The sequence below is a fragment of the Streptomyces sp. NPDC050416 genome, from assembly GCF_044458845.1.
GTDB lineage: Bacteria > Actinomycetota > Actinomycetes > Streptomycetales > Streptomycetaceae > Streptomyces.
The window spans coordinates 73401-97895 of sequence record NZ_JBITII010000007.1 but is presented as its reverse complement, the minus strand read 5'-3'; the positions used below and the strand labels follow the sequence as shown (position 1 = coordinate 97895).

25 protein-coding genes are annotated in these 24495 nt (G+C 73.3%); 16 read left to right on the top strand and 9 right to left on the bottom strand.

Features of this window, described 5'->3' with window-relative positions:
- Window positions 1-18 precede the first annotated feature (18 nt).
- The 3 genes from ACIBL4_RS22620 to ACIBL4_RS22610 form a co-directional block, all read right to left on the bottom strand.
- Entirely contained in the window at window positions 19-459 is a 441-nt protein-coding gene (locus ACIBL4_RS22620) for an SRPBCC family protein (RefSeq protein ID WP_399412778.1), read from the bottom strand.
- A gap of 482 nt (window positions 460-941) precedes the next feature.
- A complete protein-coding gene (locus tag ACIBL4_RS22615) occupies window positions 942-1082 on the bottom strand; it encodes a hypothetical protein (protein ID WP_399412776.1) in 141 nt (46 codons plus the stop codon).
- Between the two features lie 163 nt (window positions 1083-1245).
- Window positions 1246-2010 (bottom strand): polysaccharide deacetylase family protein, encoded by a 765-nt coding sequence (locus tag ACIBL4_RS22610; RefSeq protein WP_399413483.1) that lies wholly within the window; start codon window positions 2008-2010, stop codon window positions 1246-1248.
- 126 nt (window positions 2011-2136) lie between these two features.
- Between ACIBL4_RS22610 and ACIBL4_RS22605 the strand changes: the two genes are divergently transcribed.
- The 12 genes from ACIBL4_RS22605 to ACIBL4_RS22550 all read left to right on the top strand — a co-directional run bounded on the left by ACIBL4_RS22605 (window position 2137) and on the right by ACIBL4_RS22550 (window position 14611).
- Window positions 2137-3099, top strand: a complete 963-nt coding sequence (locus ACIBL4_RS22605) for an NAD-dependent epimerase/dehydratase family protein (RefSeq protein ID WP_399412774.1) — start codon at window positions 2137-2139, stop codon at window positions 3097-3099.
- Window positions 3100-3244: 145 nt separating this feature from the next.
- Complete coding sequence (locus ACIBL4_RS22600; protein WP_399412772.1) at window positions 3245-4903, top strand: carbamoyltransferase; 1659 nt, start codon at window positions 3245-3247, stop codon at window positions 4901-4903.
- Window positions 4900-5898, top strand: a complete 999-nt coding sequence (locus ACIBL4_RS22595; RefSeq protein ID WP_399412770.1) for a glycosyltransferase — start codon at window positions 4900-4902, stop codon at window positions 5896-5898. The genes ACIBL4_RS22600 and ACIBL4_RS22595 overlap by 4 nt, the downstream gene beginning before the upstream one ends.
- Complete coding sequence (locus ACIBL4_RS22590) at window positions 5895-6494, top strand: D-glycero-alpha-D-manno-heptose-1,7-bisphosphate 7-phosphatase (protein WP_399412768.1); 600 nt, start codon at window positions 5895-5897, stop codon at window positions 6492-6494. The genes ACIBL4_RS22595 and ACIBL4_RS22590 overlap by 4 nt, the downstream gene beginning before the upstream one ends.
- A complete protein-coding gene (locus ACIBL4_RS22585) occupies window positions 6491-7483 on the top strand; it encodes a glycosyltransferase family 9 protein (protein WP_399412766.1) in 993 nt (330 codons plus the stop codon). The genes ACIBL4_RS22590 and ACIBL4_RS22585 overlap by 4 nt, the downstream gene beginning before the upstream one ends.
- A complete protein-coding gene (locus ACIBL4_RS22580) occupies window positions 7480-8430 on the top strand; it encodes a glycosyltransferase (RefSeq protein ID WP_399412764.1) in 951 nt (316 codons plus the stop codon). The genes ACIBL4_RS22585 and ACIBL4_RS22580 overlap by 4 nt, the downstream gene beginning before the upstream one ends.
- Entirely contained in the window at window positions 8427-9644 is a 1218-nt protein-coding gene (locus ACIBL4_RS22575) for a glycosyltransferase (RefSeq protein ID WP_399412762.1), read from the top strand. Before ACIBL4_RS22580 ends, ACIBL4_RS22575 begins: the two co-directional genes overlap by 4 nt.
- A complete protein-coding gene (locus tag ACIBL4_RS22570; protein ID WP_399412760.1) occupies window positions 9644-10420 on the top strand; it encodes an SIS domain-containing protein in 777 nt (258 codons plus the stop codon). Before ACIBL4_RS22575 ends, ACIBL4_RS22570 begins: the two co-directional genes overlap by 1 nt.
- Before the next feature lies 1 nt (window position 10421).
- On the top strand, window positions 10422-11786 hold the full coding sequence (rfaE2, locus tag ACIBL4_RS22565) for a D-glycero-beta-D-manno-heptose 1-phosphate adenylyltransferase (RefSeq protein WP_399412758.1): 1365 nt from the start codon (window positions 10422-10424) through the stop codon (window positions 11784-11786).
- Between the two features lie 59 nt (window positions 11787-11845).
- Window positions 11846-12823 carry a glycosyltransferase family 9 protein gene (locus ACIBL4_RS22560; RefSeq protein ID WP_399413481.1) on the top strand — a complete coding sequence of 326 codons (978 nt, stop codon included), beginning with the start codon at window positions 11846-11848 and terminating at the stop codon, window positions 12821-12823.
- A gap of 13 nt (window positions 12824-12836) precedes the next feature.
- Complete coding sequence (locus ACIBL4_RS22555) at window positions 12837-13718, top strand: glycosyltransferase family 2 protein (protein WP_399412756.1); 882 nt, start codon at window positions 12837-12839, stop codon at window positions 13716-13718.
- Window positions 13715-14611, top strand: coding sequence for a glycosyltransferase family 2 protein (locus ACIBL4_RS22550; protein WP_399412754.1), 897 nt, complete (start codon window positions 13715-13717; stop codon window positions 14609-14611). Before ACIBL4_RS22555 ends, ACIBL4_RS22550 begins: the two co-directional genes overlap by 4 nt.
- A gap of 157 nt (window positions 14612-14768) precedes the next feature.
- On the opposite strand, the gene ACIBL4_RS22545 is transcribed toward ACIBL4_RS22550, so the two are convergent.
- From ACIBL4_RS22545 to ACIBL4_RS22530, 4 genes are all read right to left on the bottom strand, one after another.
- A complete protein-coding gene (locus ACIBL4_RS22545; RefSeq protein ID WP_399412752.1) occupies window positions 14769-14969 on the bottom strand; it encodes a hypothetical protein in 201 nt (66 codons plus the stop codon).
- 51 nt (window positions 14970-15020) lie between these two features.
- On the bottom strand, window positions 15021-15341 hold the full coding sequence (locus tag ACIBL4_RS22540) for a hypothetical protein (protein WP_399412750.1): 321 nt from the start codon (window positions 15339-15341) through the stop codon (window positions 15021-15023).
- A 121-nt stretch (window positions 15342-15462) separates the two neighbouring features.
- Window positions 15463-16371 (bottom strand): polysaccharide pyruvyl transferase family protein, encoded by a 909-nt coding sequence (locus ACIBL4_RS22535; RefSeq protein WP_399412748.1) that lies wholly within the window; start codon window positions 16369-16371, stop codon window positions 15463-15465.
- Between the two features lie 79 nt (window positions 16372-16450).
- Window positions 16451-17893, bottom strand: coding sequence for a family 43 glycosylhydrolase (locus ACIBL4_RS22530; protein WP_399412746.1), 1443 nt, complete (start codon window positions 17891-17893; stop codon window positions 16451-16453).
- Between the two features lie 211 nt (window positions 17894-18104).
- On the opposite strand from ACIBL4_RS22530, the gene ACIBL4_RS22525 reads away from it, so the two are divergent.
- Window positions 18105-18692: a Fur family transcriptional regulator gene (locus ACIBL4_RS22525; RefSeq protein WP_399412744.1), complete on the top strand. Its 588-nt coding sequence runs from the start codon at window positions 18105-18107 to the stop codon at window positions 18690-18692.
- A gap of 141 nt (window positions 18693-18833) precedes the next feature.
- Here the strand turns inward: ACIBL4_RS22525 and ACIBL4_RS22520 are convergent, their stop codons facing one another.
- Both ACIBL4_RS22520 and ACIBL4_RS22515 read right to left on the bottom strand, forming a co-directional pair.
- Complete coding sequence (locus tag ACIBL4_RS22520; protein WP_399412742.1) at window positions 18834-19646, bottom strand: class I SAM-dependent methyltransferase; 813 nt, start codon at window positions 19644-19646, stop codon at window positions 18834-18836.
- A 265-nt stretch (window positions 19647-19911) separates the two neighbouring features.
- A complete protein-coding gene (locus ACIBL4_RS22515) occupies window positions 19912-20979 on the bottom strand; it encodes a LacI family DNA-binding transcriptional regulator (protein WP_399412740.1) in 1068 nt (355 codons plus the stop codon).
- Window positions 20980-21265: 286 nt separating this feature from the next.
- On the opposite strand from ACIBL4_RS22515, the gene ACIBL4_RS22510 reads away from it, so the two are divergent.
- Genes ACIBL4_RS22510 through ACIBL4_RS22500 form a run of 3 tightly spaced genes read left to right on the top strand, consistent with a single transcriptional unit; the run spans window position 21266 to window position 24476 of the window.
- Window positions 21266-22570, top strand: coding sequence for an ABC transporter substrate-binding protein (locus ACIBL4_RS22510; protein WP_399412738.1), 1305 nt, complete (start codon window positions 21266-21268; stop codon window positions 22568-22570).
- Window positions 22571-22581: 11 nt separating this feature from the next.
- A complete protein-coding gene (locus ACIBL4_RS22505) occupies window positions 22582-23646 on the top strand; it encodes a carbohydrate ABC transporter permease (protein WP_399412736.1) in 1065 nt (354 codons plus the stop codon).
- The gene (locus ACIBL4_RS22500) at window positions 23643-24476 is read left to right on the top strand and encodes a carbohydrate ABC transporter permease (RefSeq protein ID WP_399412734.1); all 834 of its coding nucleotides are present in this window, start codon (window positions 23643-23645) and stop codon (window positions 24474-24476) included. Before ACIBL4_RS22505 ends, ACIBL4_RS22500 begins: the two co-directional genes overlap by 4 nt.
- Window positions 24477-24495: the final 19 nt, after the last annotated feature.

The following is a 24495-nucleotide window of genomic DNA, read 5'->3' as shown; positions in this document are numbered from 1 at the left end:
TCGGCTGCCGCCGGGGCGTCACGGACGTCTGAGCAAACGGTTCAGCGCCCGGCCGAACACGTACCGCGCCGAGAGCCGCAGCAGGCCGTCGAAGGCCGACGGCAGCAGCCGGATCCGGATCTCCTCCCGCCAGATCACACGGCTACGGCCCCCGGGCCCCGGCCGCACCTCCAGCTCCGCCCAGCCCAGCACCACCCGGCCCCGCTTCTCCAGGCGGCACATCCCCGGCGCCCCGTACTCCGGCGGCTGCCACACCGTGACCTCCATCGGGTCCTCGAAGGACAGCGGCCCGACACCCGACCGGGCCACGACGACCGTGCCCACGCGGGTCGGCTCGGGCGGAACCACGCTGACCGCCGTCAACGGCACCACGTCACCGTGCCGCCGCCACAGCGTGATCCGCCGCCAAGTCTCGTCGAGGGGAAGCGGGACCGTACGTACGAGCAGGATGTTCGCCACGCGACGATCGTAGGGACTCCCTGCCGCCAGGCGCTCCGCTCGTCCCCGCCTCACCCACCCGGCCCAGCCAGGGTCCGCCGCGCGGCTGACGAGAGCGCCGACTGCAGGTCCCCGCTCTCGGGCCTGCGGGATCACGCCACGAGAGGGTGCTTTGCCGCCAACGCGGGGTGATCCCGCCTCGGCACAAGACCGTTCACGCTACACAGAACGGAGTCGAGGTCCGGTATCACCAGGGGAGTTGTGGGCTGATGGGAGGTCCGAGCGCGTGGTGGTGACCGTCAACGTGGCTGTTCTGCTTGCCGTCAAACGTCGTCGTCCGGCTGCGTCGTCGCACTCAGGCCCGAAGCCGGTTCGACGAGAAGATGACCGTGGTCCTCTGCCTCACCCTGGGCGTGCTCATCGCTCCCACCGCCTTCGGGCAGACCATCCTGGATGTCGTCTCCCAACTCGTGGAGGGTCTGTCGCGGAGCGGTCAATGACCGCTACGGCGTCACCCGCGCCACCGCTCCCGTCTCCAGGGCCGCCCACACGGTGCCGTCCGGGGTCGTCGTGATGCCGTACGGCCCGGCGTCCCGGTCCGCCACGGCGAACTCCCGGACGACCGGAGTGTCGGAGTGCGACAACGGTGCTCCCTTCAGCGCTCTAGAGGGTGTCCGTAAGGTCCCGCCTGCCCACCGGGCGGACGACGGGACTTTGCGGACACCCCCTCGCACCCTCCCCGCGCGCGACGGCGGTCGCAACTCCTTTGTCCCGCCGGGGTGTCGACCCTCTGTCGGCCCTTCGGCCCTACCGGTACACCTTCCCCGGCTCCGCCCTCCCCGGTGCCAGCAGCTGCGGCACCGTCACGAACACATAGCCCCGTTCCTTGAGCGCGTCGATGATCCCCGGCACCGCCGGCACCGTGCCGTCGTAGATGTCGTGCAGCAGGATGATCCCGTCCCGGGACGCCTGGGCGAGGACGCGGCGGGTGATCAGGTCCGGATCGGTCGTCGTGTAGTCCTTCGCCGTCACGCTCCACAGCACCTCGGCGAGGCCCAGCTCGCGGCAGATCTCGTGGACGGTGTCGTCGGTGCGGCCCTGCGGCGGGCGCATCAAGGTCGGGCGCCGGCCGGTGAGGCGTTCTATCTCCTGGTTGGGGCGTTCGAGCTCCTCGCGTATCTCCTCGGGTCTGAGCCGGGTCAGGATCTTGTGGTCCCAGGTGTGGCTGGCCACCTCGTGACCCTCGTCCGCCATCCGCCGCACCAGCTCCGGGTACTTCTCGATGTGCCGCTTGCCGAGGAGGAAGAAGGTCGCCGGGACCTGTTTCTCCTTCAAGATGCCCAGCAGGCGTGCGGAGTGCTCGCTCGGCCCGGCGTCGAAGGTGAGCGCGATGCATTTCACCTCACGGCAGTCGACGGTGCCGAAGTGTGCTGCCCGGAGGTCCGCCGCCTGGGCGCGGACGGCGCTGGGAGCCGTGGTGTCGGGTCCCGAGCAGCCGCTCAGGAACAGTGTCAGGGCGGCGGTCGCCGCGAGTGTTCCGGCCGTTCGGAACGAGATCCCCGTTTTCTTCATCTTCTTGGTCAGAGAAGGCATGGCGGGACTATACACACTGTGTATACGTCCGGTTTATAGTGTTCCGTCCCCCCGCCTGGTTACTCGCGCCGATACGCAAGTGAATGCCAGCGGAAGGAGAGTCCCGTGAGCGGACGTGCCTGGCGCCGGGCCCTGGTGACCGGCGGGGCGGGTTTCGTGGGGTCCCATCTGTGCGCGCGGCTGCTCGACGCCGGCACGGAGGTGGTGTGCCTGGACAACCTGGCCACCGGCTCCCGCGCCAACGTGGCCGACCTGGAGCAGTGGCCCGGCTTCCGCTTCGTGCGCGGTGACGCCACCGACCCGGCGGTCTGGCGGGCGCTGCCCGGCCGGTTCGGCCTCGTCCTGCACTTCGCCTGCCCGGCCTCGCCCGCCGACTACCTGCGGCTGCCGCTGGAGACCCTCGACGTCGGCAGCACCGGCACCCGCCTCGCGCTGGAACGGGCCCACGCCGACGGTGCGCGCCTCGTGCTCGCCTCCACCTCCGAGGTGTACGGCGATCCGCTGGAGCACCCCCAGCGCGAGACGTACTGGGGCAACGTCAACCCGATCGGACCGCGCAGCGTCTACGACGAGTCCAAGCGGTTCGCGGAGGCCCTGGTCACCGCCCACCGCCAGGCGCGCGGCACCGACACCGCCATCGTCCGCATCTTCAACACCTACGGCCCCCGCATGCGTACCGGCGACGGCCGCGCCGTCCCCACCTTCATCGCGCAGGCCCTGGACGGCATGCCCCTGACCGTCGCCGGAGACGGCGGGCAGACGCGCTCCCTGTGCTACGTCGACGACACCGTGGACGGCGTCCTCGCGCTGGCCGCCTCCACCGAGACCGGGCCCGTGAACATCGGCGGCGGCGACGAGATCACGATGCTGGAGCTGGCCCGCCGGATCGTGGAGATCACCGGCTCCGCCTCCCGTATCCGGTTCGTGGACCGCCCCGTCGACGATCCGGCCCGGCGCCGCCCCGACACCCGGCTGGCCCGGGAACGGCTCGGCTGGCAGCCCCGCGTCGGCTGGAGCGAGGGACTCGAACGGACCATTGGCTGGTTCTCGCGCTCCGTGGCCGCCTGAGTGCGATTACAGCGTGAGTCTTTAGCGCTACATGAAGTGAAAAATCCGGCTATCAGGCGGGCAGTTGTCTCCAATTGTTTGAGACAGCCGCAGTGCGGCACTCGCCGAGACGCCGGAGTACGCCACACAGCTCGGGACGGAGCACATGCGCATCCTTGGTATCAACGCCTTGTTCCACGACCCAGCAGCAGCTCTGGTCGTCGACGGCCACACGGTCGCGGCCGCCGAGGAGGAGCGCTTCAGCCGGCGCAAGCACGGCAAGCGCCCGGTGCCGTTCTCCGCGTGGGAGCTGCCCGAGCTGTCCGCCCGCTGGTGTCTGGAGCAGGCGGGCCTGCGGCCCGGGGACCTGGATGCCGTCACCTACTCCTTCGACCCGAAGCTCGCCCGGCCCGCCCGCGACATGGGCCTGAACGACCCCTGGGACCCGCTGCGCCTGGAGTACGCGCGCCGCGCCCCCGAGTTCCTCGCCGAGGCCCTGCCCGGCCTCGACCCCGACCGGGTCGTCTTCGTCCCCCACCACGTCGCGCACGCCGCCTCCGCCGGGCCCGCCTCCCCGCACCCCGACAGCGCCGTCCTCGTCCTGGACGGCCGCGGCGAGGCCGCCTCCCACCTGGCCGGCCGCTACCGCGACGGCAAGCTCGACACCCTCGCCACGCAGGCGCTGCCCGACTCCCTCGGCCTGGTCTACGAGGAGCTCACCGAACACCTCGGGTTCCTGCGCAGCAGCGACGAGTACAAGGTGATGGCCCTCGCCTCCTACGGCACCCCGCGCTTCCTGCCGCAGCTGCGGCAGTACGTCCACCCCACCGGCCACGGCGGCTTCCGCGCCCACGGCGTCGACTGGGCCGCGTTCGCGCCGCCCCGCGCCAAGGGCGAACCCTGGAACCAGGACCACGCCGACCTCGCCGCGAGCACCCAGGCCGTCCTCGAAGAGGTCCTGCTGGAGCTCGTGCACTGGCTGCACCGCGAGGCCGGGGGCGAGGCACTCACGATGGCCGGGGGCGTCGCCCTCAACTGCGTCGCCAACTCGAAGATCGTGGCCAAGGGCCCGTACCGGGACGTGTGGGTGCAGCCCGCCGCCGGGGACGCCGGCACCGCGCTCGGCGGAGCCCTGCACCTCACCGCGACGGAGACCGGACAGGCCCACCCGATGCCCGGCGCCGCCCTCGGCCGCGGCTGGAGCGACGACGAACTGCGCGCCTGGCTCGACACGGCGGCGATCCCCTACGAGAAGCCCGACGACATCGCCGAGACCGTCGCCGAGGAACTGGCCCGCGACGGAGTCGTCGCCTGGTTCCAGGGCCGCAGCGAGTACGGGCCGCGCGCCCTCGGGCACCGCTCCCTGCTCGCCCACCCCGGCCGCGCCGAGAACCTGGAACGCCTCAACCACGTCAAGGGCCGCGAGGAGTTCCGGCCCGTCGCCCCGATGGTCCTCGCCGACCGCGCCGCCGACCTTTTCTCCGGCGGCCCGCTGCCCAGCCCGTACATGCTGTTCGTGCACGACGTCGCCAAGGAGTGGCGCGACCGCATCCCGGCCGTCGTGCACGTCGACGGCACCGCCCGCATCCAGACCGTCGAGGAAAGGCGCGAACCGCTGGTGGCGCGGATGCTGAGCGCCTTCGAGCGGCGCACCGGATTGCCCGTGGTCGTCAACACCAGCCTCAACACCGCCGGCCGGCCCATGGTCGACGACCCGCGCGACGCCCTGGAGTGCTTCGGCTCCGCGCCCGTCGACCTGCTGGCCATCGGCCCGTACGCGGTCCGCCGGGGGCGGGTGTTCGACGCGGGGAGGGCAGCGGCATGACCTCGTACGCCGTCGTCGTCCCCACCCTCGTACGGGACACCCTCGCCGACTGTCTCGCCGCGCTCGCCGCCGCGACCGGGCCGCGCCCCGAGCAGATCGTCCTCGTCGACGACCGGCCCGACCCCGAACCCGGAAAGCTGGAGCACCCGTTGAGCGTCCTCGGCGACCTGCGGGAGCGCACCCGCGTGCTCAGCGGCGGCGGGCGCGGGCCCGCCGCCGCCCGCAACACCGGGCTGCGGGCCGTGACCGCGCCGTGGACCGTGTTCCTCGACGACGACGTCCAGGTCGGACCCCACTGGGGCGACGAGCTGGCCGAGGACCTCGCCGAGGTGACGCCCGACATCGCCGGCGTCCAGGGCGACATCAGCGTCCCGCTGCCCGGCGAACGCCGCCCCACCGACTGGGAACGCGGCACCGCCGGACTCGCCCGCGCCCACTGGATCACCGCCGACATGGCCTACCGCACCGACGCCCTCAAGCAGGTCGGCGGCTTCGACGAACGCTTCCGGCGCGCCTTCCGTGAGGACGCCGACCTCGCGCTGCGCCTCCTCGACGCGGGCTGGCGCATCCGGCAGGGCCGCCGCACCACCCGCCACCCCGTGCGCCCCGCGTCCCGCTGGGTGTCCGTGCGCCAGCAGCGCGGCAACGCCGACGACGCCCTCATGCGGCGGCTGCACGGACCCGACTGGTGGGACAAGGCGGTCGCGCCGCGCGGCCGGATCCGCAAGCACGCGGCGATCACCACCGCGGGCGTCGCCGCCTGCGCCCTCGCCGCCACCGGACACGGCCGGGCCGCCGCGGCCTGCGCGCTCGGTTGGGCGGCCGGAACCGCGGAGTTCGCCCGGGCCCGCATCGCGCCCGGCCCGCGCACCCGCGAGGAAGTGACGACCATGCTGGCGACCAGCGTGCTCATCCCGCCCGCCGCGACCTGGCACCGGCTGACCGGCGCCCTGCGCCACCGCCACGCCCCCTCCTGGCAGGAGGTGGCACGATGAGCCCGGTCAAGGCCGTGCTGTTCGACCGCGACGGCACCCTCGTCCACGACGTCCCCTACAACGCCGACCCCGACCGCGTACGCCCCGTCGACGGCGCCCGCGAGGCGCTCGCCCTGCTGCGTGCACGCGGCATCCGCACCGGCGTCGTAACCAACCAGTCCGGTGTGGCGCGCGGGCTGCTCACCGAGGCCGACGTCCGCCGCGTCAACCACCGCGTCGATGAACTCCTCGGCCCCTTCGAGGTGTTCGCCGTCTGCCCGCACGGCCCCGACGACGGCTGCCACTGCCGCAAACCCCAGCCGGGCATGGTGCTGTGGGCGGCCGGGCGGATCTGCACCAACCCCGCCGACCTCGTCGTCATCGGCGACATCGGCGCCGACGTGGAGGCCGCCCGCCGCGCCGGCGCCCACGGCATCCTCGTCCCCACCGCGCAGACCCGGCCCGAGGAGACCTCGGACGCGGACCACGTCGCCCCGGACCTGCTGACGGCCGTCCGCGCCGTACTGGACGGACCGCCCAAGGGCCGCGTCCTCGCCGACGAGCGCCCGATCCAGGAGGCCTACACGGCCGCCCCGGGGCAGGGGAGGCACGCGTGAAGGCACTCGTCACCCGGCTCGACAGCTTCGGCGACGTCCTGCTCGCCGGACCCGCCATCCGCGCGGTCGCCGCCCGCGCCGACACCGTCACCCTGCTGTGCGGACCGCGCGGCGCGCCCGCCGCCCGGCTGCTCCCGGGCGTCGACGACGTCCTCGTGTGGGACGCGCCCTGGGTGGGCCTCACGCCCCCGCCCGTCGGCCGCGGCGAGGTCGAGCTGCTCATCGACACCATCGACGCCGACACGGCCCTGATCCTGACGTCCTTCCACCAGTCCCCGCTGCCGACCGCCCTGCTGCTGCGCCTGGCCGGCGTGGACTTCATCGCCGCCGACAGCGAGGACTACCCCGGCTCCCTCCTCGACGTACGCCACCACCGCGCCCCGCACGCCCACGAGGTGGAGGCCGCGCTCGACCTCGCCGAGGCCGCCGGGTTCCCGCCGGCCGACGACGGCCGGCCCCGGGTGCTCCCGCCGCCCGCCACCGCCGGGCTCACCGGCCCGGAGCCGTACGTCGTCCTGCACCCCGGCGCCAGCGTCCCCGCCCGCGCGTGGAGCCCCGGGCGCTGCGCCGAGGCGGTGTGCGAACTGGCCGCCGCCGGGCACCGCGTGGTGGTGACCGGCGGCGCGGGGGAGAGCGACCTGACCGCGTACGTCGCGGGCTCGCACGCCCTCGACCTCGGCGGCCGCACCGGGGCCGCGGAACTCGCCGGCGTCCTCGCGGGTGCCACCGTCGTCGTCACCGGCAACACCGGCCCCGCCCATCTCGCCGCCGCCGTCGGCACCCCGGTGGTGTCCCTGTTCTCCCCGGTCGTCCCCGCCGAGCGCTGGCGGCCGTACGGCGTCCCGTACGTGCTGCTCGGCGACCAGGACGCCCCGTGCGCGGACAGCAGGGCACGGGAGTGCCCCGTGCCCGGTCATCCCTGCCTGGACACCGTCACCGCGCACGACGTGGTGACCGCCGTCGAGAAGCTGATGGGGGAGGCGGCATGAGGATCCTGCTCTGGCACGTGCACGGCTCGTGGACCACCGCGTTCGTGCGGGGACCGCACACCTACGTCGTGCCCGTCACGCCCGACCGGGGCCCCGACGGGCTCGGCCGGGCCCGCACCTGGGACTGGCCGGACTCGGTCGTCGAAGTGCCGCCGGAGCGGCTGCGGGACGAGGACATCGACGTCGTCGTGCTGCAACGCCCGCACGAACTCGACCTGGTCGACCGGTGGCTGGGCCGCCGCCCGCCGCTGGTGTACCTGGAGCACAACGCCCCGCACGGTGACGTGCCCGACACCCGCCATCCGGCAGCGGACATCCCCGGCGTCACCCTCGTCCACGTCACGCACTTCAACCGGCTGATGTGGGACGCGGGTTCGACGCCCAGCACCGTCATCGAGCACGGCATCGTCGACCCCGGGCCGCTGTGGACCGGGGAGCTGGAACGCGCCGCCGTCGCCGTCAACGAGCCGGTCCGGCGCGGCCGTACCACCGGCACCGACCTGCTGCCGGCCTTCGCCGAAGCCGCCCCGCTGGACGTCTTCGGCATGGGCACCGAGGGCCTCGCCGGCCACCTCGGCATCCCCGCCGAGCGCTGCCGCTCCCACGAACTCACCCAGGCCGAACTCCACGCGGCCATGGCGCGGCGACGCGTCTACGTCCACCCCGTGCGCTGGACCTCCCTCGGCCTGTCCCTGCTGGAGGCGATGCACCTCGGCATGCCCGTGGTCGCGCTCGCCACCACCGAGGTCACCGAGGCCGTACCGCCCGGCGCCGGAGTGGTCTCCAACCGCATCGACGAACTGACCCGCGCCGTACGGAACTTCGTCGCCGACCCGCTGCACGCGCGCATGGTCGGCGAGGGAGCACGGGCGGCGGCGCTCGCCCGCTACGGGCTGTCCCGCTTCCTGGACGACTGGGAGCGGCTGCTGAAGGAGGTGGCCCGATGAGGATCGCCATGGTCTCCGAGCACGCGAGCCCCCTAGCCGCGCTCGGCGGCGTCGACGCAGGCGGCCAGAACGTGTACGTGGCCCGCCTGAGCGAGGAACTGGCCCGGCGCGGCCACGACGTGACGGTCTACACCCGTCGCGACGCCGCCGGCCTGCCCGACCGGGTGCCGCTGCCCGGCGGGGCCGTCGTCGAGCACGTGCCCGCCGGGCCGGCCGAGCCCGTCCCCAAGGACGAACTGTTCCCGTACATGCCCGACTTCGGCGCCTGGCTCGCCCGCGCCTGGGCCCACGAGCGGCCGGACGTGGTGCACGCCCACTTCTGGATGTCCGGCATGGCCGCGCGGATCGGCGCCCAGCCGTACGGCGTGCCCGTCGTGCAGACCTTCCACGCCCTCGGCACCGTCAAGCGCCGCCACCAGGGCCGGCTCGACACCAGCCCGCCCGAACGCGTCGGCATCGAGCGGCAGATCGGCCGCGGCTGCGCCCGCGTCCTGGCCACCTGCACCGACGAGGTGCACGAACTGGCCGAGCTGGGGGTGCCGCGCCGCCAGGTGTCCGTGGTGCCCTGCGGGGTGGACGCCGAGCACTTCCGGCCCGGGGTACGGTCCGACGGCGTCCCGGCGCGCCGGGAGCGGCACCGGCTCCTCGCCTGCGGCCGGCTCGTCCCGCGCAAGGGCTACGACCAGGCCGTACGGGCCCTCGCCCGGATCCCGGACGCCGAACTCCTCATCGCGGGCGGACCCGCCGCCGACCGGCTCGCCGACGACCCCGAGGCACGACGCCTGCGGCGGCTCGCGCGGAGCACCGGCGTGGCCGACCGGGTCCGGCTGCTCGGCGCGGTCGACCCGGACGGCATGCCCGCCCTGACCGGCAGCGCGGACCTGGTGCTGTGCACCCCGGTCTACGAGCCGTTCGGCATCGTGCCGCTGGAGGCGATGGCCTGCGGCGTGCCCGTCGTCGCCACCGACGTCGGCGGACACCGCGACAGCGTCGCCGAGGGCACCACGGGCCGGCTCGTCCCCCCGCAGGACCCCGAGTCCATCGCCGCCGCCGTACGCGAACTCCTCGCCGACGACGCACTGCGCCGCCGCTTCGGCGGCGCCGGACGCGACCGCGTCCTCGCCCACTACACCTGGCGGCGCGTCGCCGACGGCGTGGAGCAGGTGCACCGCCAGGTCCTCGCCGGACACGCACAGCAGAAGGAGGTGGCGTGATGACCGTGCACCCGCCCGTCACCGTGCACTGCGACGAACTCCAGGACGCCCTGACCGCGTTCCGCGCCTCGGCGCACATCACCCAGCGGTGGGGCGAGCACCTGGCGGCCGTGCTCACCGGCGGCGGCCGGCTGCTGGCCGCGGGCAACGGCGGCAGCGCGGCCCAGGCCCAGCACCTGACCGCCGAACTCGTCGGCCGCTACCGCGACGACCGGCCCGCCTTCTCGGCGATCGCCCTGCACGCCGACACCTCCAGCACCACCGCCATCGCCAACGACTACGGCGTGGACGAGGTGTTCGCCCGCCAGGTGCGCGCCCACGGCCGCCCCGGAGACGTCCTGATGCTGCTGTCCACCAGCGGAGCCAGCGCCAACCTGCTGTCCGCCGCGGACGCCGCCCGCGCGGCGGGCGTGCGGGTGTGGGCCCTCACCGGCCCCGCGCCCAACCCGCTGATGGCGGGCAGCGACGAGTCCCTGTGCGTCGATGCGCCGACCGGGGCCACCGTGCAGGAACTCCACCTGGTGGCGGTGCACATGGTGTGCGAGGCGTTCGACGCGGCGGTGGAGAACGGGACCTGGCGCAGGCACGACGTCGGCCGGCGGGACGGCGACGGCCGGCAGGACGGGCCCGGCGGCCCGCGTAACAGTGACGGCCGGTGGCTCGACGGCAGCGGCGGCATCGGCGGCCGGCGGAACGGGCACGGCGGCCGGCGGGACGGCGACGGCCGGTGGCGTGACGGCGGTGACCCGTGGCGCGACGGCGACGGCAGGAGGTGACATGAACGGCAAGGCACCCCTCGTCGTCGTCGGTGACGCGCTGCTGGACCGGGACGTGACCGGCCGCGCCGAACGGCTCGCGCCCGACGCGCCCGTGCCGGTCGTCGACGACTGCGGGGAGCGGACCCGGCCCGGGGGCGCGGCACTCGCCGCCTACCTCGCCGCCCGCGACGGCCGTGACGTCACGCTGGTGGCGGGAGTGGGCGACGACCCGGCCAGCCGCGCGCTGCGCCGCCTCCTGGAACCCTGGCTCACCCTCGTCCCGCTGCCCCTGACCGGCCCGCTGTCCGAGAAGACCCGCGTCCTCGCGCAGGACCGCCCGGTGGTCCGGCTGGACCGCGGCGCGGGACGCACCCGCGAGGCCACCCACGCCGCCCGGGAGGCCGTCCGCTCCGCGCCCGCCGTCCTGGTCTCCGACTACGGCCGCGGCACCGCCGACGCCCTGCGCGACGTCCTCGCCGCCCGCCCGCCGCTGGTCTGGGACCCGCACCCGCGCGGCGGCGCGCCCGTGCCCGGCACCCGGCTGGTGACCCCGGCCGAGAAGGAGGCCCACGGCCTCGCCCCGCAGGACGGCACCGACCGCCGCGACCTGCACGCCGCCGCCCACAGCGCCGCCGCCCTCGTACGGCACTGGCGGGCCGCCGCCGTCGCGGTCACCCTCGGTTCCCGCGGCGCCCTGCTGTCCTACGGGGAACACCCGCTGCTCGTCCCCGCGCCCGCCGCGCACCCCGGCGACAGCTGCGGGGCCGGGGACCGCTTCGCCGCCACCGCGGCCGGGCTGCTCGCCGACGGGGTCCTGGTCGCCGAGGCCGTCGAGGGCGCCGTCGCCGCGGCGAGCGGCTTCGTCGCAGCCGGGGGAGCGGCCGCCGTACCCAGCGCGGACGCCGCACCGGCACCGCCGCCCGGCGACGACGACCCGTACGCCCTGGCCGCCCGGATCCGCGCCGCCCACGGCACCGTCGTCGCCGCCGGCGGCTGCTTCGACCTGCTGCACGCCGGCCACGTCGGCCTGCTCCAGGCCGCCCGGCGGCTCGGCGACTGCCTAGTGGTGTGCGTCAACTCGGACGACTCGGTACGCCGCCGCAAGGGTGGTGGCCGCCCGGTCAACCCGCTCGCCGACCGGGTCCGGGTCCTGCGCGCGCTGGCCTGCGTCGACGCGGTCGCCGTCTTCGACGAGGACACCCCCGAACGGCTCCTGGCCGACCTGCGCCCCGACGTCTGGGTCAAGGGCGGCGACTACGCGGCCGCCGACCTGCCGGAAGCCGCCCTCCTCCAGAAGTGGGGCGGCCAGGCGGTCCTCCTGCCCTACCTCGACGGCCGCTCCTCGACGGCCCTGATGGAACGGGCGGCGGAAGGAGCACGATGACCCACCCGATGAGCCCGGTCGCGGGGGCGGACACCGAGGGCACGCGGCAGTCTGCTGCCATGACACCGGACACGGCACCCGAACCGACGTCGCCCCGCCTCCTCGTCCTGCGCGCCCTGGGCCTCGGCGATCTCCTCGCCGGGGTCCCCGCACTGCGCGCCCTGCGGCGGGCCTACCCCGGATACGAGCTCGTCCTGGCCGCGCCCGCCGAGCTGGGCCCGGTGGCCGAGGCGACGGGGGCCGTCGACCGGCTGCTGCACGCCTCCGCGCCGGGGCGGGGCGTGCCGCGCGCGCTCGACTGGAGCGGCCCGCCGCCGGACGTCGCCGTCGACCTGCACGGCAACGGACCCCCCAGCCACCGCCTCCTGATGGGGCTGCGTCCGCTGAAGCTGCTCGCCTTCGCCCACCCGGACATGCCCGAGATCGACGGCCCGCCCTGGTACGCGGAGGAACACGAACGCGACCGCTGGTGCCGGCTGCTCCAGTCGTACGGCATCGACGCCGACCCGGCCGACCTGCACCTGCCCCGGCCGAGCACCGCCTCCCCGGCACCCGGCGCGGTCGTACTGCACCCCGGCGCCGGCTCACCCGCCCGCTGCTGGCCCGTAGAGCGGTACGCGGCCGTCGCGGACGCGCTGCGCGCCCGGGGCCTGAGGGTCGTGGTGACCGGCGGCCCGGACGAGAGCGACCTGGTGGCCCGGCTCGCCAAGCAGGCCGGTCTGCCCGACACCGACGTGTTCGGCGGCGGCCTCCCGTTCGGCCGGCTGTCCGCCCTCGTCGCCGACGCGTACGCCGTCATCAGCGGCGACACCGGCATCGCCCACCTCGCCGTCGCCCACGCCACCCGCTCCGTCACCCTCTTCGGCCCGGTCGCACCGAGCCGCTGGGGCCCGCCGCCCGGCCCGCGCCACCGCGCCCTGTGGTACGGCCCGGAGGGCGACCCGCACGGCCGCCGCCCCGACCCCGCGCTGCTGCGCATCACCCCCGACGACGTCCTGCGCGCCGTCGACGAACTTCCCGGCACCCGACACCCGTGAGGGGCACCGCACGATGACCATCCCGTACCCGGACGCCACGCCCGTCGGCATCGTCATCGCCACGCGCAACCGCTGCGCCACCCTCGCCGAGGCCCTGAGCCACCTCGTCGCCCTCCCCGAACGACCCAGGATCCTCGTCGCGGACAACGCCTCCACCGACGACACCCGCGTCATGCTCGCCCGCGACTTCCCGCAAGTCCAGGTCCTGGCGCTGCCGTTCAACCACGGCGCCCTGGCGCGCAACCACGGTGCCCGTGCCCTGGACACGCCCTACGTGGCGTTCAGCGACGACGACTCCTGGTGGGCGCCCGGCGCCCTGACCAGGGCAGCCCGCCTGTTCGAGGAGCATCCGCGGCTCGGCCTCATCGCCGCCCGCACCCTCGTCGGCCCCGCCGCCGACCCCGACCCGCTCAACGAGGTGCTCGCCGCCTCGCCCCTCGGGCCGGCCACCGACCTGCCCGGCACCCAGGTCCTGGGCTTCCTGGCCTGCGCCTCCGTCGTCCGCCGCAGCGCCTATCTCGACGCGGGCGGCTTCCACCGGCTGCTGTTCTTCGGCGGTGAGGAGACCCTCCTCGCCTACGACATGGCGGCCCGCGGCTGGGGCGTCACCCACTGCCCGGACATCATCGCCCACCACCACCCCGCGCCCTCGCCCCGCTCCGGCCGGCCGGTCGTGCAGCGCCGCAACGAACTCCTCACCGCCTGGCTGCGCCGCCCCGTGCCCTACGCACTCGCCCGCACCCGGGCCCTCGCCGCCGAGGCCCGGCACGACGACCACGCCCGGCAGGCCCTGCGCGGGACGCTCGCCCGGCTGCCCGCGGCCCTGCGCGCCCGCAGGCCGCTGCCGCCGCACGTGGAGCGGGCCGCGCGCCTGCTGGAGGGAGCCGCCGCATGACCGACCCCCGTACCACCGTCGTCGTCATCACCCACAACCGCCGGCGGGAACTGCTGCGCACGCTCGACCGGCTCGCCGAACTGCCGGAGAAGCCACCGGTGATCGTCACCGACAACGGCTCCACGGACGGCACGGCCGACGCCGTCGCCCGCCATCACCCGTGGGTCCGGCTGCTGCGGCCCGGCCGCAACCTCGGGGCCGTGGGCCGCAACCTGGCGATCCGGCAGGTCCGTACGCCCTACATCGCCTTCTGCGACGACGACTCCTGGTGGGCACCGGGATCGCTGGCGGGGGCCGCCGACCTGCTCGACCGGTACCCGGCCGTGGGCTCGGTCACGGCCCGGATCGTCGTCGAACCGGACGGCACCGACGACCCCATCGTCGAGGAACTGCGCAACTCACCCGTCCCCGGCCCTGATTGGCTGCCCGGACCGGCCCTCGGCTCGTTCCTCGCCGCCGCGACCGTGCTGCGCACCGACGCCTTCCGGGCGGCGGGCGGCTTCCATCCGCGGCTGTGGCTGGGCGGCGAGGAGGAGCTGCTCGCCGCGGACCTGGCGGCCGACGGATGGTGGCTGACGTACGCCGACGACCTGGTGGTGCACCACCACCCGTCCGTGGCCCGGGACGCCACCCTGCGCCGGTCCCACGGCATCCGCAACACCCTGTGGTTCACCTGGCTGCGCCGCCCGGCCGGTCCCGCCCTGCGCCGGACCGTGGACCTCGCCCGCACCGTGCCGCGCGACACCGCGTCCCTGCGCGCCTTCGCCGAGGCCGCCGCCGCCCTCCCGTGGGTGCTGCGCGAACGCCGCGTCCTCCCGCACGAGGTCGAGTCCCGCCTGCTCCTGCTGGAACCGGCCCAGCGCGCCTCGAAGGCCCGCCGCTACACGGGCTGATCAGGCCTCCCTTACACGGGCTGATCAGGCCTCAATGGCGGGTCCCGGCACATGAACAGGCCCCACACATCAACAGGCCCCGTACGTGTCCGGACCGGTCCGGCGTACGGGGCCTGTTCACGTGTGGGGCGGGCCTGGCTCGGCCCGGGATCAGCGATCAGCCGGAACTCTCCGGGCGTTCGCCCTTCGGGCCCCGGCCGCGCTCGGTGCGCGGACCGCTGCTGCGCCACGCCTCGCCTTCCTGCAGTTCCTCGTTGGCGACCGCGTTGGCGTCCTGGTCGGAGATCCCGGACTGCTCGGCGTCCTTGCGGAGCCGGGCCCGCCGGGTGTCGTACTTCTTGCTTCCGGGTTCTGGCACGACGCCTCACCTCCTGCCGACCGGGTCCCCGGTGCCCCGGGGGCAAACCGCTCAGCCCCCGCACCACCGGCACATCAGCCGGAACAGGGCGAACAGCGTCGGCGGCCAGAGGGCGGCGAAGGCCCAGATCACCCCCGGCTCGGAGGTGACGATCCCGGCCACCATCAGCCCGGCCGACACCGCGAGCGGGACCGCCACGGTCAGGACGCGGGGGCGGTAGGAGCCGAGGCGGGCCAGCATTCGGGCGGGGTCGGGGCGGCGGCTCAGTCGCAGGGTGCGCAGCCGGCGGTCGAGGCGGCGGTCGCGGCGCAGCGCGCGTTCCATCTCGTCGAGGATGCGCTGCTCGTTCTCGGGAAGTCGGCCGATGGACACGCGCTTTCTCCTTCCGGGCGGCCGGACCGTCTCTCCTCCCGGGGGGACGTACCACGGGGACGTACAGGCGGGGGACGTGCGACGGGGGACGTTCAAGCGGGTGCCCCGTGAAACCCGGGAACTAACCGGGGACCGGCCGCGCCAGCGCCTCGACGAGCCGGTCCGCGCTGTCCGGCACGGTGCCCTCACGGAACCCGTCCCGGATCTGCCGGGCGGCGACCCGGCCGCCGGTCAGACACCAGTCCCACCAGCGGTCCAGCTGCTTCACGTCGAGCCGCTCGGCGGGCACCAGCGCGGGCCAGCCGCAGGCCCGGGCCTGCGCGGTCATCTTCGCGCCGCCTTCGACCGGGTCGACGGCCAGCACCGGGGTGCCGACCCGCAGCGCGATGACCAGCCCGTGCAGCCGGTCGGTGACGACGAGGTCCAGCCGGGCCAGCACGGACTGGAGCTGCGCGGGGGTGGCACTGAGATGCCAGTCGTGCGTGTCGAGCCGCGTCTCCAGCTCCAGCCGGCCGCAGTCCTTGCCGGCCAGCCAGCGCGTCACCTCCTCGGCGACCTGCGCGTGCCGCCGCAGCTCCCCGTACTCCTGCTGCCCGTGCGTGAGGATCACCCCGACGACCGGCCGGGCGGGCGCGTCCGGGGCGCGGGCCGCGAGGTCCTCCACCGGCTCGCTGTCCGGCCCGTCCCGGGGCAGCACCCGGTGGAAGCCGGTCACGGCCGGGCTGGCGGGGTCGATCACCGAGGTGCCGACGGCGATCCGCACACAGTGCGCGAACCGCCGGTGCAGCTCCTCGATCTGCGGCCCGTGCAGCGGGCCGCACACGAACACCAGGTGGGAGTAGTCCTCCGGCCACAGCCGGTCCAGATGCAGGGCCTCGGGCCGGAAGCCGGGACTCCAGGCGACGTCGTAGGGGATGCCCGTGCCCAGCAGTACGTCTTCCACCCGGCGCAGGGCCAGCACGTCCCCGGCGGTCGCCTCCCCGTCCCGGAAGCTGAACCACCCGGTCAGCAGAACCCTGCGCGGTCGCATGCCGTCTTGAATGTGCACACGCCCTGAGTGCCCGCCCATCGGCAAGACAATCAGGGCATTACGGGCGACGGCTCCCTGGTCACTCGGCGTAGAAGGTGGCGTCCGCGCGATCGGTCGCCGTGCTCACCGCCTGCACGTTCAGCAGGTACTCCCAGTGGCGGACGTATCGCCCCGGGTAGTTGTACGACTCGTAGGAGACGCCCGCCGGGTCGGCCAGCCCGGCGCGCCGGTGGAAGGTGGCGTCGGACGCGAACTGCGCGCTGCCGTCGTTCTTCTCCAGCCACACCTCGAAGTTTCTGTGCCGCAGGTAGTAGCCGGGGAGGTTCGCCGACTCCAGCGAGACGGTGCCGCTGCCGGCCAGTCCGGGCACGACCCGGAACTGCGAGTCGGCGAGCTTGGTGACGTTCGCCTCGATCCGGGCCCGGTAGTCGTAGTGGCGTATGAACCGGTCCGGGAGGTTGTACGAGGAGAAGCGCTGCGGGGTGGCGCCGTCGGCCACGGGGATGCCGAAGTTCGGGGTGCCGTCGGCGTTCCAGTAGACCTTCTGCACACGGGTGCGGCGGTTGGGGTCGTTGAGCGGGTCGCCGCTGATGTCCTTGTAGCCGCGGTCGTGGTAGACGAGGATGTCGCTCTTTCCGTCCTCCGACACGGTGAAGGAGTTGTGGCCCGGGCCGTACTGGCTGGTCGCGGCGCTGCTGGCGAACACCGGGGTGGGGCTCTTGCTCCAGGACGCCTGGCTGAGCAGGTCCGCGCTCGCGGAGGCGGTGAGCATGCCCAGGCAGTAGTTGCTGTCGGTGGCGCTGGCGGAGTACGTCATGAACACCTTGCCGCCGCGCTGGATCACCGCCGGGCCCTCGTTGACCTTGAAGCCGACCGTCTCCCAGGAGTAGGTGGGCCGCGACAGCATCACCGGAGTGCCGGTGATCGTCCAGGGGTTGGCCATCCTCGCGAGGTAGACGTCCGTGTTGTTGTTCACGGACGGGTCGCGCTGCGCCCAGGCCAGGTAGCGCACGCCGTTCACGACGAACGTCGTGGCGTCCAGGGAGAAGCTCTCCCACTGGGTCTTGATCTGCCCTTTCTCGGTCCAGGCGGCGGTGAGCGGGTTGGCACCCGTGCCCTCCAGGACGTACATGCGGATCGCCCAGATGTCGTTGGTGGCGCCGGCGGCGAAGTACACGTACCACTTGCCGTCGATGAAGTGGATCTCCGGCGCCCAGATGTGGGCCCCCATCACGCCACTGGCGTGCTTGGTCCAGATGGTCGTCTCGGGGGCCGACTTGAGCCCCTGGATGGTCGTCGCCCGGCGCAGCACGATGCGGTCGTACTCGGGGACGGTCGCGGTGAAGTAGTAGTAGCCGTCGGTGTGCTTGAAGATGTGCGGGTCGGCCCGCTTCTCGGCGATCGGGTTGGTGTATGTGACAGCGGGGGAGTCGGGCACGGCGGCCTGCGCGGGCGCGCCGGCCAGGCAGGTCGCGAGGGCGACGAGGGCGGCCAGGAGCAGCCGGACGGCAGTGCGTCTCAAGGGAGTTCTCCAAAAGGGGCCACTGTGTCCGTCATTTCGAACGCAGTTCGTGAATTCGATCAGAAGATAAGTGGGGCTCTTACCTCCGTCAACGGTTTGCGCAGGCACTGACACCGGCACAGGGGCCGGCTCGAGTCGGTCATCGCGGTGAAAATCATGTTCATCTAGCATGGGAGCCGATGACCGCGCCGGCCGAGCAAGGAGTCCAGTGATGGGCGAAGCGGAGGAGAGCCCGGCCGTGGAGCGCATCCACACGCCGGGACTGCGCAGTACGTGGCAGCGCCGGGCCGTGCTCGCCACCCTGGGCCGCTGCCACGAGTTCGTCTCCGCGCAGGAACTGCATGCGCTGCTGGCCGACTCCGGCAGCACCGTCGGGCTCACCACCGTCTACCGCACCCTGCGCGAGCTGGACCGCGCCGGGTTGGTGGACGTCGTGCGCGACGACGGCGGCGAGCGGCTCTACCTGGGGCGGCCGGCCGACGGGCACCGCCACTACCTCATCTGCCGCCGCTGCGGCCGCAGCCGGCCCGTGGACGCGGAGGCCGTCGAGGAGTGGGCTGCCCGGCTCGCCGAGACCACGGGCTACACGGAGCTGGAGCACACCCTCGAACTGAGCGGCGTCTGCGGCCCCTGCGGGCGCGGGCCGGCCGCAGCCTCCTGCCCGCCGCCCCGCCCGGCCGGCCGGTCAGCCGGGGAAGCGGGCCGTCCCCGTCAGGACGTGTACGTCGAGGTCGGTGACCGAGTCGGCGGTGAGCCGGGCGGTGAACTCGGCCCGCACCCGCTCGACGGCGACCGGTGACAGCCCGTCCAGCGTGCGGCGCGTCCCGCTGCCGGTGACCGGCTTCGAGCCTGTGTCCGGGACGGGCGGGCGTCGAACCGCCGTGAATCGAGCGGCTCCTGCGGGCGCGGTCCGGCCTCGCTGCCCCGCCCGGCCGGCCGGTCAGCCGGGGAAGCGGGCCGTCCCCGTCAGGACGCGTACGTCGAGGTCGGTGACCGAGTCGGCGGTGAGCCGGGCGGTGAACTCGGCCCGCACCCGCTCGACGGCGGCCGGTGACAGCCCGTCCAGCATCCGGCGCGTCCCGCTGCCGGTGGCCAGTGCCCACCCCGTCTCCGGAGACAGCGGGGCCTCGAAGCGCCGCTGGACGACCCGGGGTTCGCTCCCGCCCAGGTCCGTCAGCCAGGCCGCGAGGGTGCCGGCGGTGTCGATGCGGGCCAGCTGGTCCATCTGCGGCGGGCGGGGCAGATCGCGCTGCGTCAGGACCGCGCCCCGGAGCGCCGCCTGCCAGCCGCCGAGCGCGCCCTTCTCCCAGACCGTCACGACGAACCGGCCCCCGGGACGCAGCATCCGCGTCAGCGTGGCCGAGTCCCGGTCCATGTCCGGGAAGAAGAACACCCCGAGTCCGCACTGCACGACGTCGTAGCCGGGGCCGGGCGCGGGCCACGAGGTGACCTCGTGACGGCGGAAGCGGATGTTCGCCAGGCCCTCCTCGTGCGCCCGGCGTTCCCCGATCGCCAGCAGCCCGTCCGCGAGGTCGACGGCGTCCACCCGGCCCGCCGTCCCCACGGCCCGCGCGGCAGGCAGCGCCGACGCCCCCGCGCCGCAGCAGGCGTCCAGCACCGACTCACCGCCGGTCAGGCCGGCCACCTCCGCCGTCGCCTCGCCGACCGGGTCCCACAGCACCCGGGACCAGCTGTGGAACTCCTGCGCCCCCGCGCTGAAGACGTCCCCGACGGTGTTCTCTCCGGTGGTCATACGCAACCGCCCCCTCGTTCGGCCGAGTCTAGGGCCTGTCGTTTGGATCACGCCGCAGACGCGGGGCCTGGCACGCGCATCTGCGGCGTTGTCGTCGGTCACCGACGCTCCGCGTCGACTCCCTCCTCCGCCTTGCGGCTGCACGCACCAGGCCCCGCTCACCGGCGCTGAGAAGCGCTGCCGATTTCCTGCGACCTGATCCAAACGACAGGCCCCAGGCCGGGGGCGTCCAGCGGGCACGGCCGAGGAGTCGTCCCGACTGCCGTCAGGCCGGGGGCAGTCGGGACGGTTCCTCGGCCGTGCCGCGCGGCGCGGGAGGCGGGGCGGTGGTCGTCCGGGGGAGCACATGGGTGGGCAGCACGACGTGCCGCTCGCGGTCCGCGCCGGGGTCGTTGACGAGTGACAGTGCGAGCGCGCCGGCCTCCCGGCCGATGGCCGAGGGCGACTGGGCCACGGTCGTCAGATCGAACCACTGGGCCACCGGCTGGTCGTCGAAGCCGATCACGGACACCTGCCCGGGCACCTCGACGCGCGTCGCGCGCAGCGTCCAGATCACGGCGACGGCCACCTCGTCCTGCTCGGCGAAGACCGCGGTGGGCGGCTCCCGCAGCCCCAGCAGCCTGCCGACCGCCTGGGCGGCGCCCCGCTTGTCGCCCGCCGGGGTGGCGACCACGAGGTCGTCGTCCAGGGGCAGGCCCGCCTCGGCCAGCGCCTGCCGGTAACCGACCAGCCGCTCCTGCGAACTGAAGGAGAAGCCGCCCGTGCCCACCGTCCGTACGTAGGCGATCCGGCGGTGGCCGAGGTTCAGCAGATGCCGGGTGCCGCGCAGGGCGCCCGCCACGTCGTCGACGTAGACGCTCGGGCGGCCGTCGACGTGCTGGCTGACGTACACGACCGGCATGCCGAGGCTGTCCAGCCGGGCGGTCTCCTCCTCGGTGAGGTCGAAGGAGAACACCAGCAGCGCGTCCGCGTTGCGCCGCGCGGGGAGACGTTCGAAGAACGCCGCGCGCTCGGGCATGCCGGGGATCACATAGACCGTCAGTTCCATGCCGGCCGCCCGCAGGACGAGGGCGAGACCCGACAGCGCCGCGCCCACGAACCACGAACTGAGCGTGGGCACCAGCACCGCGACGTTGCACGTCCTGCCCGTCACCAGGCTCGCGGCATGGCGCGAGACCGCGAAGTTCAGTTCCCGGGCGGCCTGTTCGACGCGGGCGCGGATCTCGGGCGAGACGGTGGACAGCCCGCGCAGCGTGCGCGAGACCGTGGAGGTGGAGACCCCGGCCCGTTCGGCGACGTCAGCCATCGTGGGGTGCCGCTGACCTGGTGGCATGCGCCGGACGCTAGCACAGGAACCCTGCGCTCCACGGTACTTGGTGACAGCGCTGTCTCACCTGATTCTTGCCTTCTTACCACGTCGCAACGCATTGACTTCCCGGTCCGGCGCTCCTAGCGTGCAAACGTTGTCTCGACAGGTTCGAAGTCGCCCCGGAGGGACGTCTCTCATCTGCTGTGAACTGCGGTTTTTATCAGCGGAATGCCGTGGCAACGCAATCTCATGACCAAAGCCATTCCGGGGGAACAGACACGACTTCGGTCCATCACGACCAGGAGAGACAGTGAAGACCAGCACCGCCAGAGCGATTCAGTGTTCCGCAGCGCTCACCGCCGCCGGACTCCTCCTCACCGCCTGCGGCTCGTCCGGCGGCAGTGGCTCAGGGCAGTCCACGCAGGCCGGGGCCGCGTCGTTCAAGGGCCGCGGCCCCATCTCGTACGTCGCCGGCAAGGACACCACCGGCACCGTCCAGACGATCATCAACCGCTGGAACAAGGCGCACCCCAAGGAGAAGGTCACCTTCATCCAGCTGCCGACGGACGCCGACTCGCAGCGCCAGCAGATGATCCAGAACGCGGAGACGAAGTCCGACGCCTACACGGTGCTCGCCACCGACGTCGTGTGGACGTCGGAGTTCGCCGCCCACCGGTGGATCGAGCCGCTGCCCGCGAACCAGTTCCCGCTCGGCAGGATGCTCCAGCCGGTCGTGCAGACCGGCCAGTACCGCGGCAAGCTCTACGCCGTCCCCGCCAGCTCCAACGGCGGCCTGCTGTTCTACCGCACCGACCTGCTGAAGAAGGCCGGCGTCACCCAGCCCCCCACCACCTGGGCCCAGATGACCGCCGACTGCGCCAAGGTGAAGAAGCTCCCCGAGGCGAAGAACATGTCCTGTTACGCCGGGCAGTTCCAGAAGTACGAGGGGCTGACGGTGAACTTCGCCGAGGCCGTGAACTCCGCCGGCGGCAAGATCGTCGACGCCAATGGCAAGCCCGACGTCGACACCCCGCAGGCCAAGAAGGGCCTGGACTTCCTCGTCAACTCCTTCAAGGACAAGACGATCCCGAAGGAGGCCATCACCTACCAGGAGGAGGACGGCCGCCAGGCGTTCCAGGCAGGCAAGCTGATCTTCCTGAACAACTGGCCCTACGTGTACTCCCTCGCCCAGAAGAGCGCCATCAAGGGCAAGTTCGCCGTCGCACCGCTGCCCGGCCTGGACGGCCCCGGCGCCTCCAGCCTCGGCGGCTCCAACCTGGCCCTGTCGTCCTTCGCCAAGAACAAGGCCACGGCACTGGACTTCATGAAGTTCTTCACCAGCGAGGAGAGCGCGACCTACTTCCTCAAGAACGCCTCCCTCGCCCCGCCCTACGCCGACCTCTACGACAACGCGTCCCTGGACAAGCAGTATCCGTACCTGCCCGACCTCAAGCAGTCGATCACCAAGGCCGTGCCGCGCCCGCGCGTCGTGCAGTACGGCGACGTGACCGCCGCGATCCAGAACGAGGTCTACGCCGCGCTCACCGGCAAGAAGAGCAGCGCACAGGCCCTGAAGGACCTCCAGGGGGACCTTCAGAAGCTGACGGCGCAGTGAGGCCGCGGGTCATGGCCGGCACCGCGATCCCGCCCGACACCGCCCCGCACGCGCCCGGGACGGCGGCCGCCCGCCGCCCCGGGCGGCCCCCGGCCCCCGAACGCCCCCGGCGCCGCCGCCTCCGGGCCACCGCGGGCACCGGCCGCCTGGCCGCGCTCCTGGTCTCCCCGACGCTGCTGGTGCTCACCGTCGTCGTGCTCTACCCGACGCTCATGGCACTCGACGAGTCCCTGTACGGGCCTAAGGGCCTGGACCCGAAGACCGGATTCATCAGCAACACCGAGCCGTTCGTCGGGCTGAAGAACTACACCGACATCTTCACCCAGGCCGGCGACCGCTTCTGGAACGCCTTCTGGAACACCACCTTCTTCACCGTCGTCACGGTGTCGCTGGAGACCGTGATCGGCGTCGCCATGGCACTCATCATGCACCGGGCCTTCCGGGGCCGGGCCGTGGTGCGGGCCGGCATCCTCGTCCCCTGGGCCATCCCCACGGCCATCTCCGGACTGCTCTGGAAGTGGATCTTCAACGCCGACGGGATCGCCAACGTCCTCATCGGCCACCAGGTCCTGTGGACCGCCGACGGCTTCTCCGCCAAGATCGCGGTCGTCGTCGCCGACGTGTGGAAGACCGCCCCCTTCATCGGCCTGCTGGTCCTGGCCGGCCTCCAGGTGATCCCGAAGGAGGTCTACGAGGCGGCCCGTCTCGACGGGGCGAGCGCCCTCCAGCAGTTCTGGCGCATCACCCTGCCGCTGGTGAAGCCCGCGCTGATGGTCGCGGTGCTGTTCCGCTGCCTGGACGCGCTGCGGATGTTCGACCTGCCCTACATCCTCATCGGCGCCCAGAAGGGCTCCGTCGAGACGCTGTCGATGCTCGCGCAGAACGAGGCGTCCAACGTCCGCTTCGGCCCGGCCTCCGCGTACGCGGTGCTCCTCTTCCTCTACGTCTTCCTCATCGCACTCGCCTTCGTCCGGTTGCTCGGCGCCGACCTCATCGGGGGCGTCGGCGGGACGAAGAAACGCAAGAGCCACGCGGTCAGGGCGCCGCGCCGCCGCGTCCGGGAGGTGACGGCATGACCCTCACGGCCAAGTGGCGGCAGTGGCTGCCCTATCTGGGCATCGTCCTGGTGGTGGCCTACTGCCTGGCCCCCTTCTACTGGATGCTGGTCTCCAGCCTCCGCAGCACCGGAGACATCTTCAGCACCTCCCTGTTCCCCTCCGCGGTGTCGCTCGAGAACTACCGATCCGTGTTCAGCCCGGGCCAGGGCTTCACCAGGGCCCTGCTCAACAGCCTGATCGTCGCCGGCATCACGACCGCGTTGTCGCTGCTGCTGGCCACGTTCACCGCGTACGCGATGGCCCGGCTGGAGTTCCGTTTCAAGCGGCTGATCCTGACACTGATCATCGCCACCTCGATGTTCCCGGTGGTGTCGATCGTCGTGCCGCTGCTGAAGCTGTTCACCGACATCGGCTGGATCAACACCTACCAGTCCATGATCGTGCCCAGCATGTCCTTCACGCTGCCACTGGCGGTGTGGAACCTGACCACGTTCTTCCGGCAGATGCCCGACGAACTGGAACACGCCGCCATGGTCGACGGCTGCACCCGCGGCCAGGCCTTCCGCAAGGTCATCGTCCCCCTCGCCGCGCCGGGCATCTTCACCACCGCGATCATCACCTTCATCGCCGCCTGGAACGAGTTCCTCATCGCCCTGTCGATGACCAACAAGCCGGGCATGCAGACCGCGACCGTCGCCATCTCCAAGTTCTCGGGTGCGACGACGTACCAGACGCCGTTCGGCAGCCAGATGGCCGCGGGCGTCGTGGTGACCATTCCGCTGGTCGTGATGGTGCTGCTGTTCCAGCGCCGGATCGTCGCCGGGCTCACGGCCGGCGCCGCGAAGTAACCACCCGACTTCCACAAGG

Excerpts from the sequence above, each read along its gene's own strand:
- ACIBL4_RS22610 (WP_399413483.1), bottom strand. The coding sequence starts at position 2,010 with ATGAAGAAAACGGGGATCTCGTTCCGAACGGCCGGAACACTCGCGGCG.
- ACIBL4_RS22600 (WP_399412772.1), top strand. The coding sequence starts at position 3,245 with ATGCGCATCCTTGGTATCAACGCCTTGTTCCACGACCCAGCAGCAGCT.
- ACIBL4_RS22595 (WP_399412770.1), top strand. The coding sequence starts at position 4,900 with ATGACCTCGTACGCCGTCGTCGTCCCCACCCTCGTACGGGACACCCTC.
- ACIBL4_RS22590 (WP_399412768.1), top strand. The coding sequence starts at position 5,895 with ATGAGCCCGGTCAAGGCCGTGCTGTTCGACCGCGACGGCACCCTCGTC.
- ACIBL4_RS22580 (WP_399412764.1), top strand. The coding sequence starts at position 7,480 with ATGAGGATCCTGCTCTGGCACGTGCACGGCTCGTGGACCACCGCGTTC.
- ACIBL4_RS22575 (WP_399412762.1), top strand. The coding sequence starts at position 8,427 with ATGAGGATCGCCATGGTCTCCGAGCACGCGAGCCCCCTAGCCGCGCTC.
- ACIBL4_RS22570 (WP_399412760.1), top strand. The coding sequence starts at position 9,644 with ATGACCGTGCACCCGCCCGTCACCGTGCACTGCGACGAACTCCAGGAC.
- rfaE2 (WP_399412758.1), top strand. The coding sequence starts at position 10,422 with ATGAACGGCAAGGCACCCCTCGTCGTCGTCGGTGACGCGCTGCTGGAC.
- ACIBL4_RS22560 (WP_399413481.1), top strand. The coding sequence starts at position 11,846 with ATGACACCGGACACGGCACCCGAACCGACGTCGCCCCGCCTCCTCGTC.
- ACIBL4_RS22555 (WP_399412756.1), top strand. The coding sequence starts at position 12,837 with ATGACCATCCCGTACCCGGACGCCACGCCCGTCGGCATCGTCATCGCC.
- ACIBL4_RS22550 (WP_399412754.1), top strand. The coding sequence starts at position 13,715 with ATGACCGACCCCCGTACCACCGTCGTCGTCATCACCCACAACCGCCGG.
- ACIBL4_RS22535 (WP_399412748.1), bottom strand. The coding sequence starts at position 16,371 with ATGCGACCGCGCAGGGTTCTGCTGACCGGGTGGTTCAGCTTCCGGGAC.
- ACIBL4_RS22525 (WP_399412744.1), top strand. The coding sequence starts at position 18,105 with ATGGGCGAAGCGGAGGAGAGCCCGGCCGTGGAGCGCATCCACACGCCG.
- ACIBL4_RS22520 (WP_399412742.1), bottom strand. The coding sequence starts at position 19,646 with ATGACCACCGGAGAGAACACCGTCGGGGACGTCTTCAGCGCGGGGGCG.
- ACIBL4_RS22515 (WP_399412740.1), bottom strand. The coding sequence starts at position 20,979 with ATGCCACCAGGTCAGCGGCACCCCACGATGGCTGACGTCGCCGAACGG.
- ACIBL4_RS22505 (WP_399412736.1), top strand. The coding sequence starts at position 22,582 with ATGGCCGGCACCGCGATCCCGCCCGACACCGCCCCGCACGCGCCCGGG.
- ACIBL4_RS22500 (WP_399412734.1), top strand. The coding sequence starts at position 23,643 with ATGACCCTCACGGCCAAGTGGCGGCAGTGGCTGCCCTATCTGGGCATC.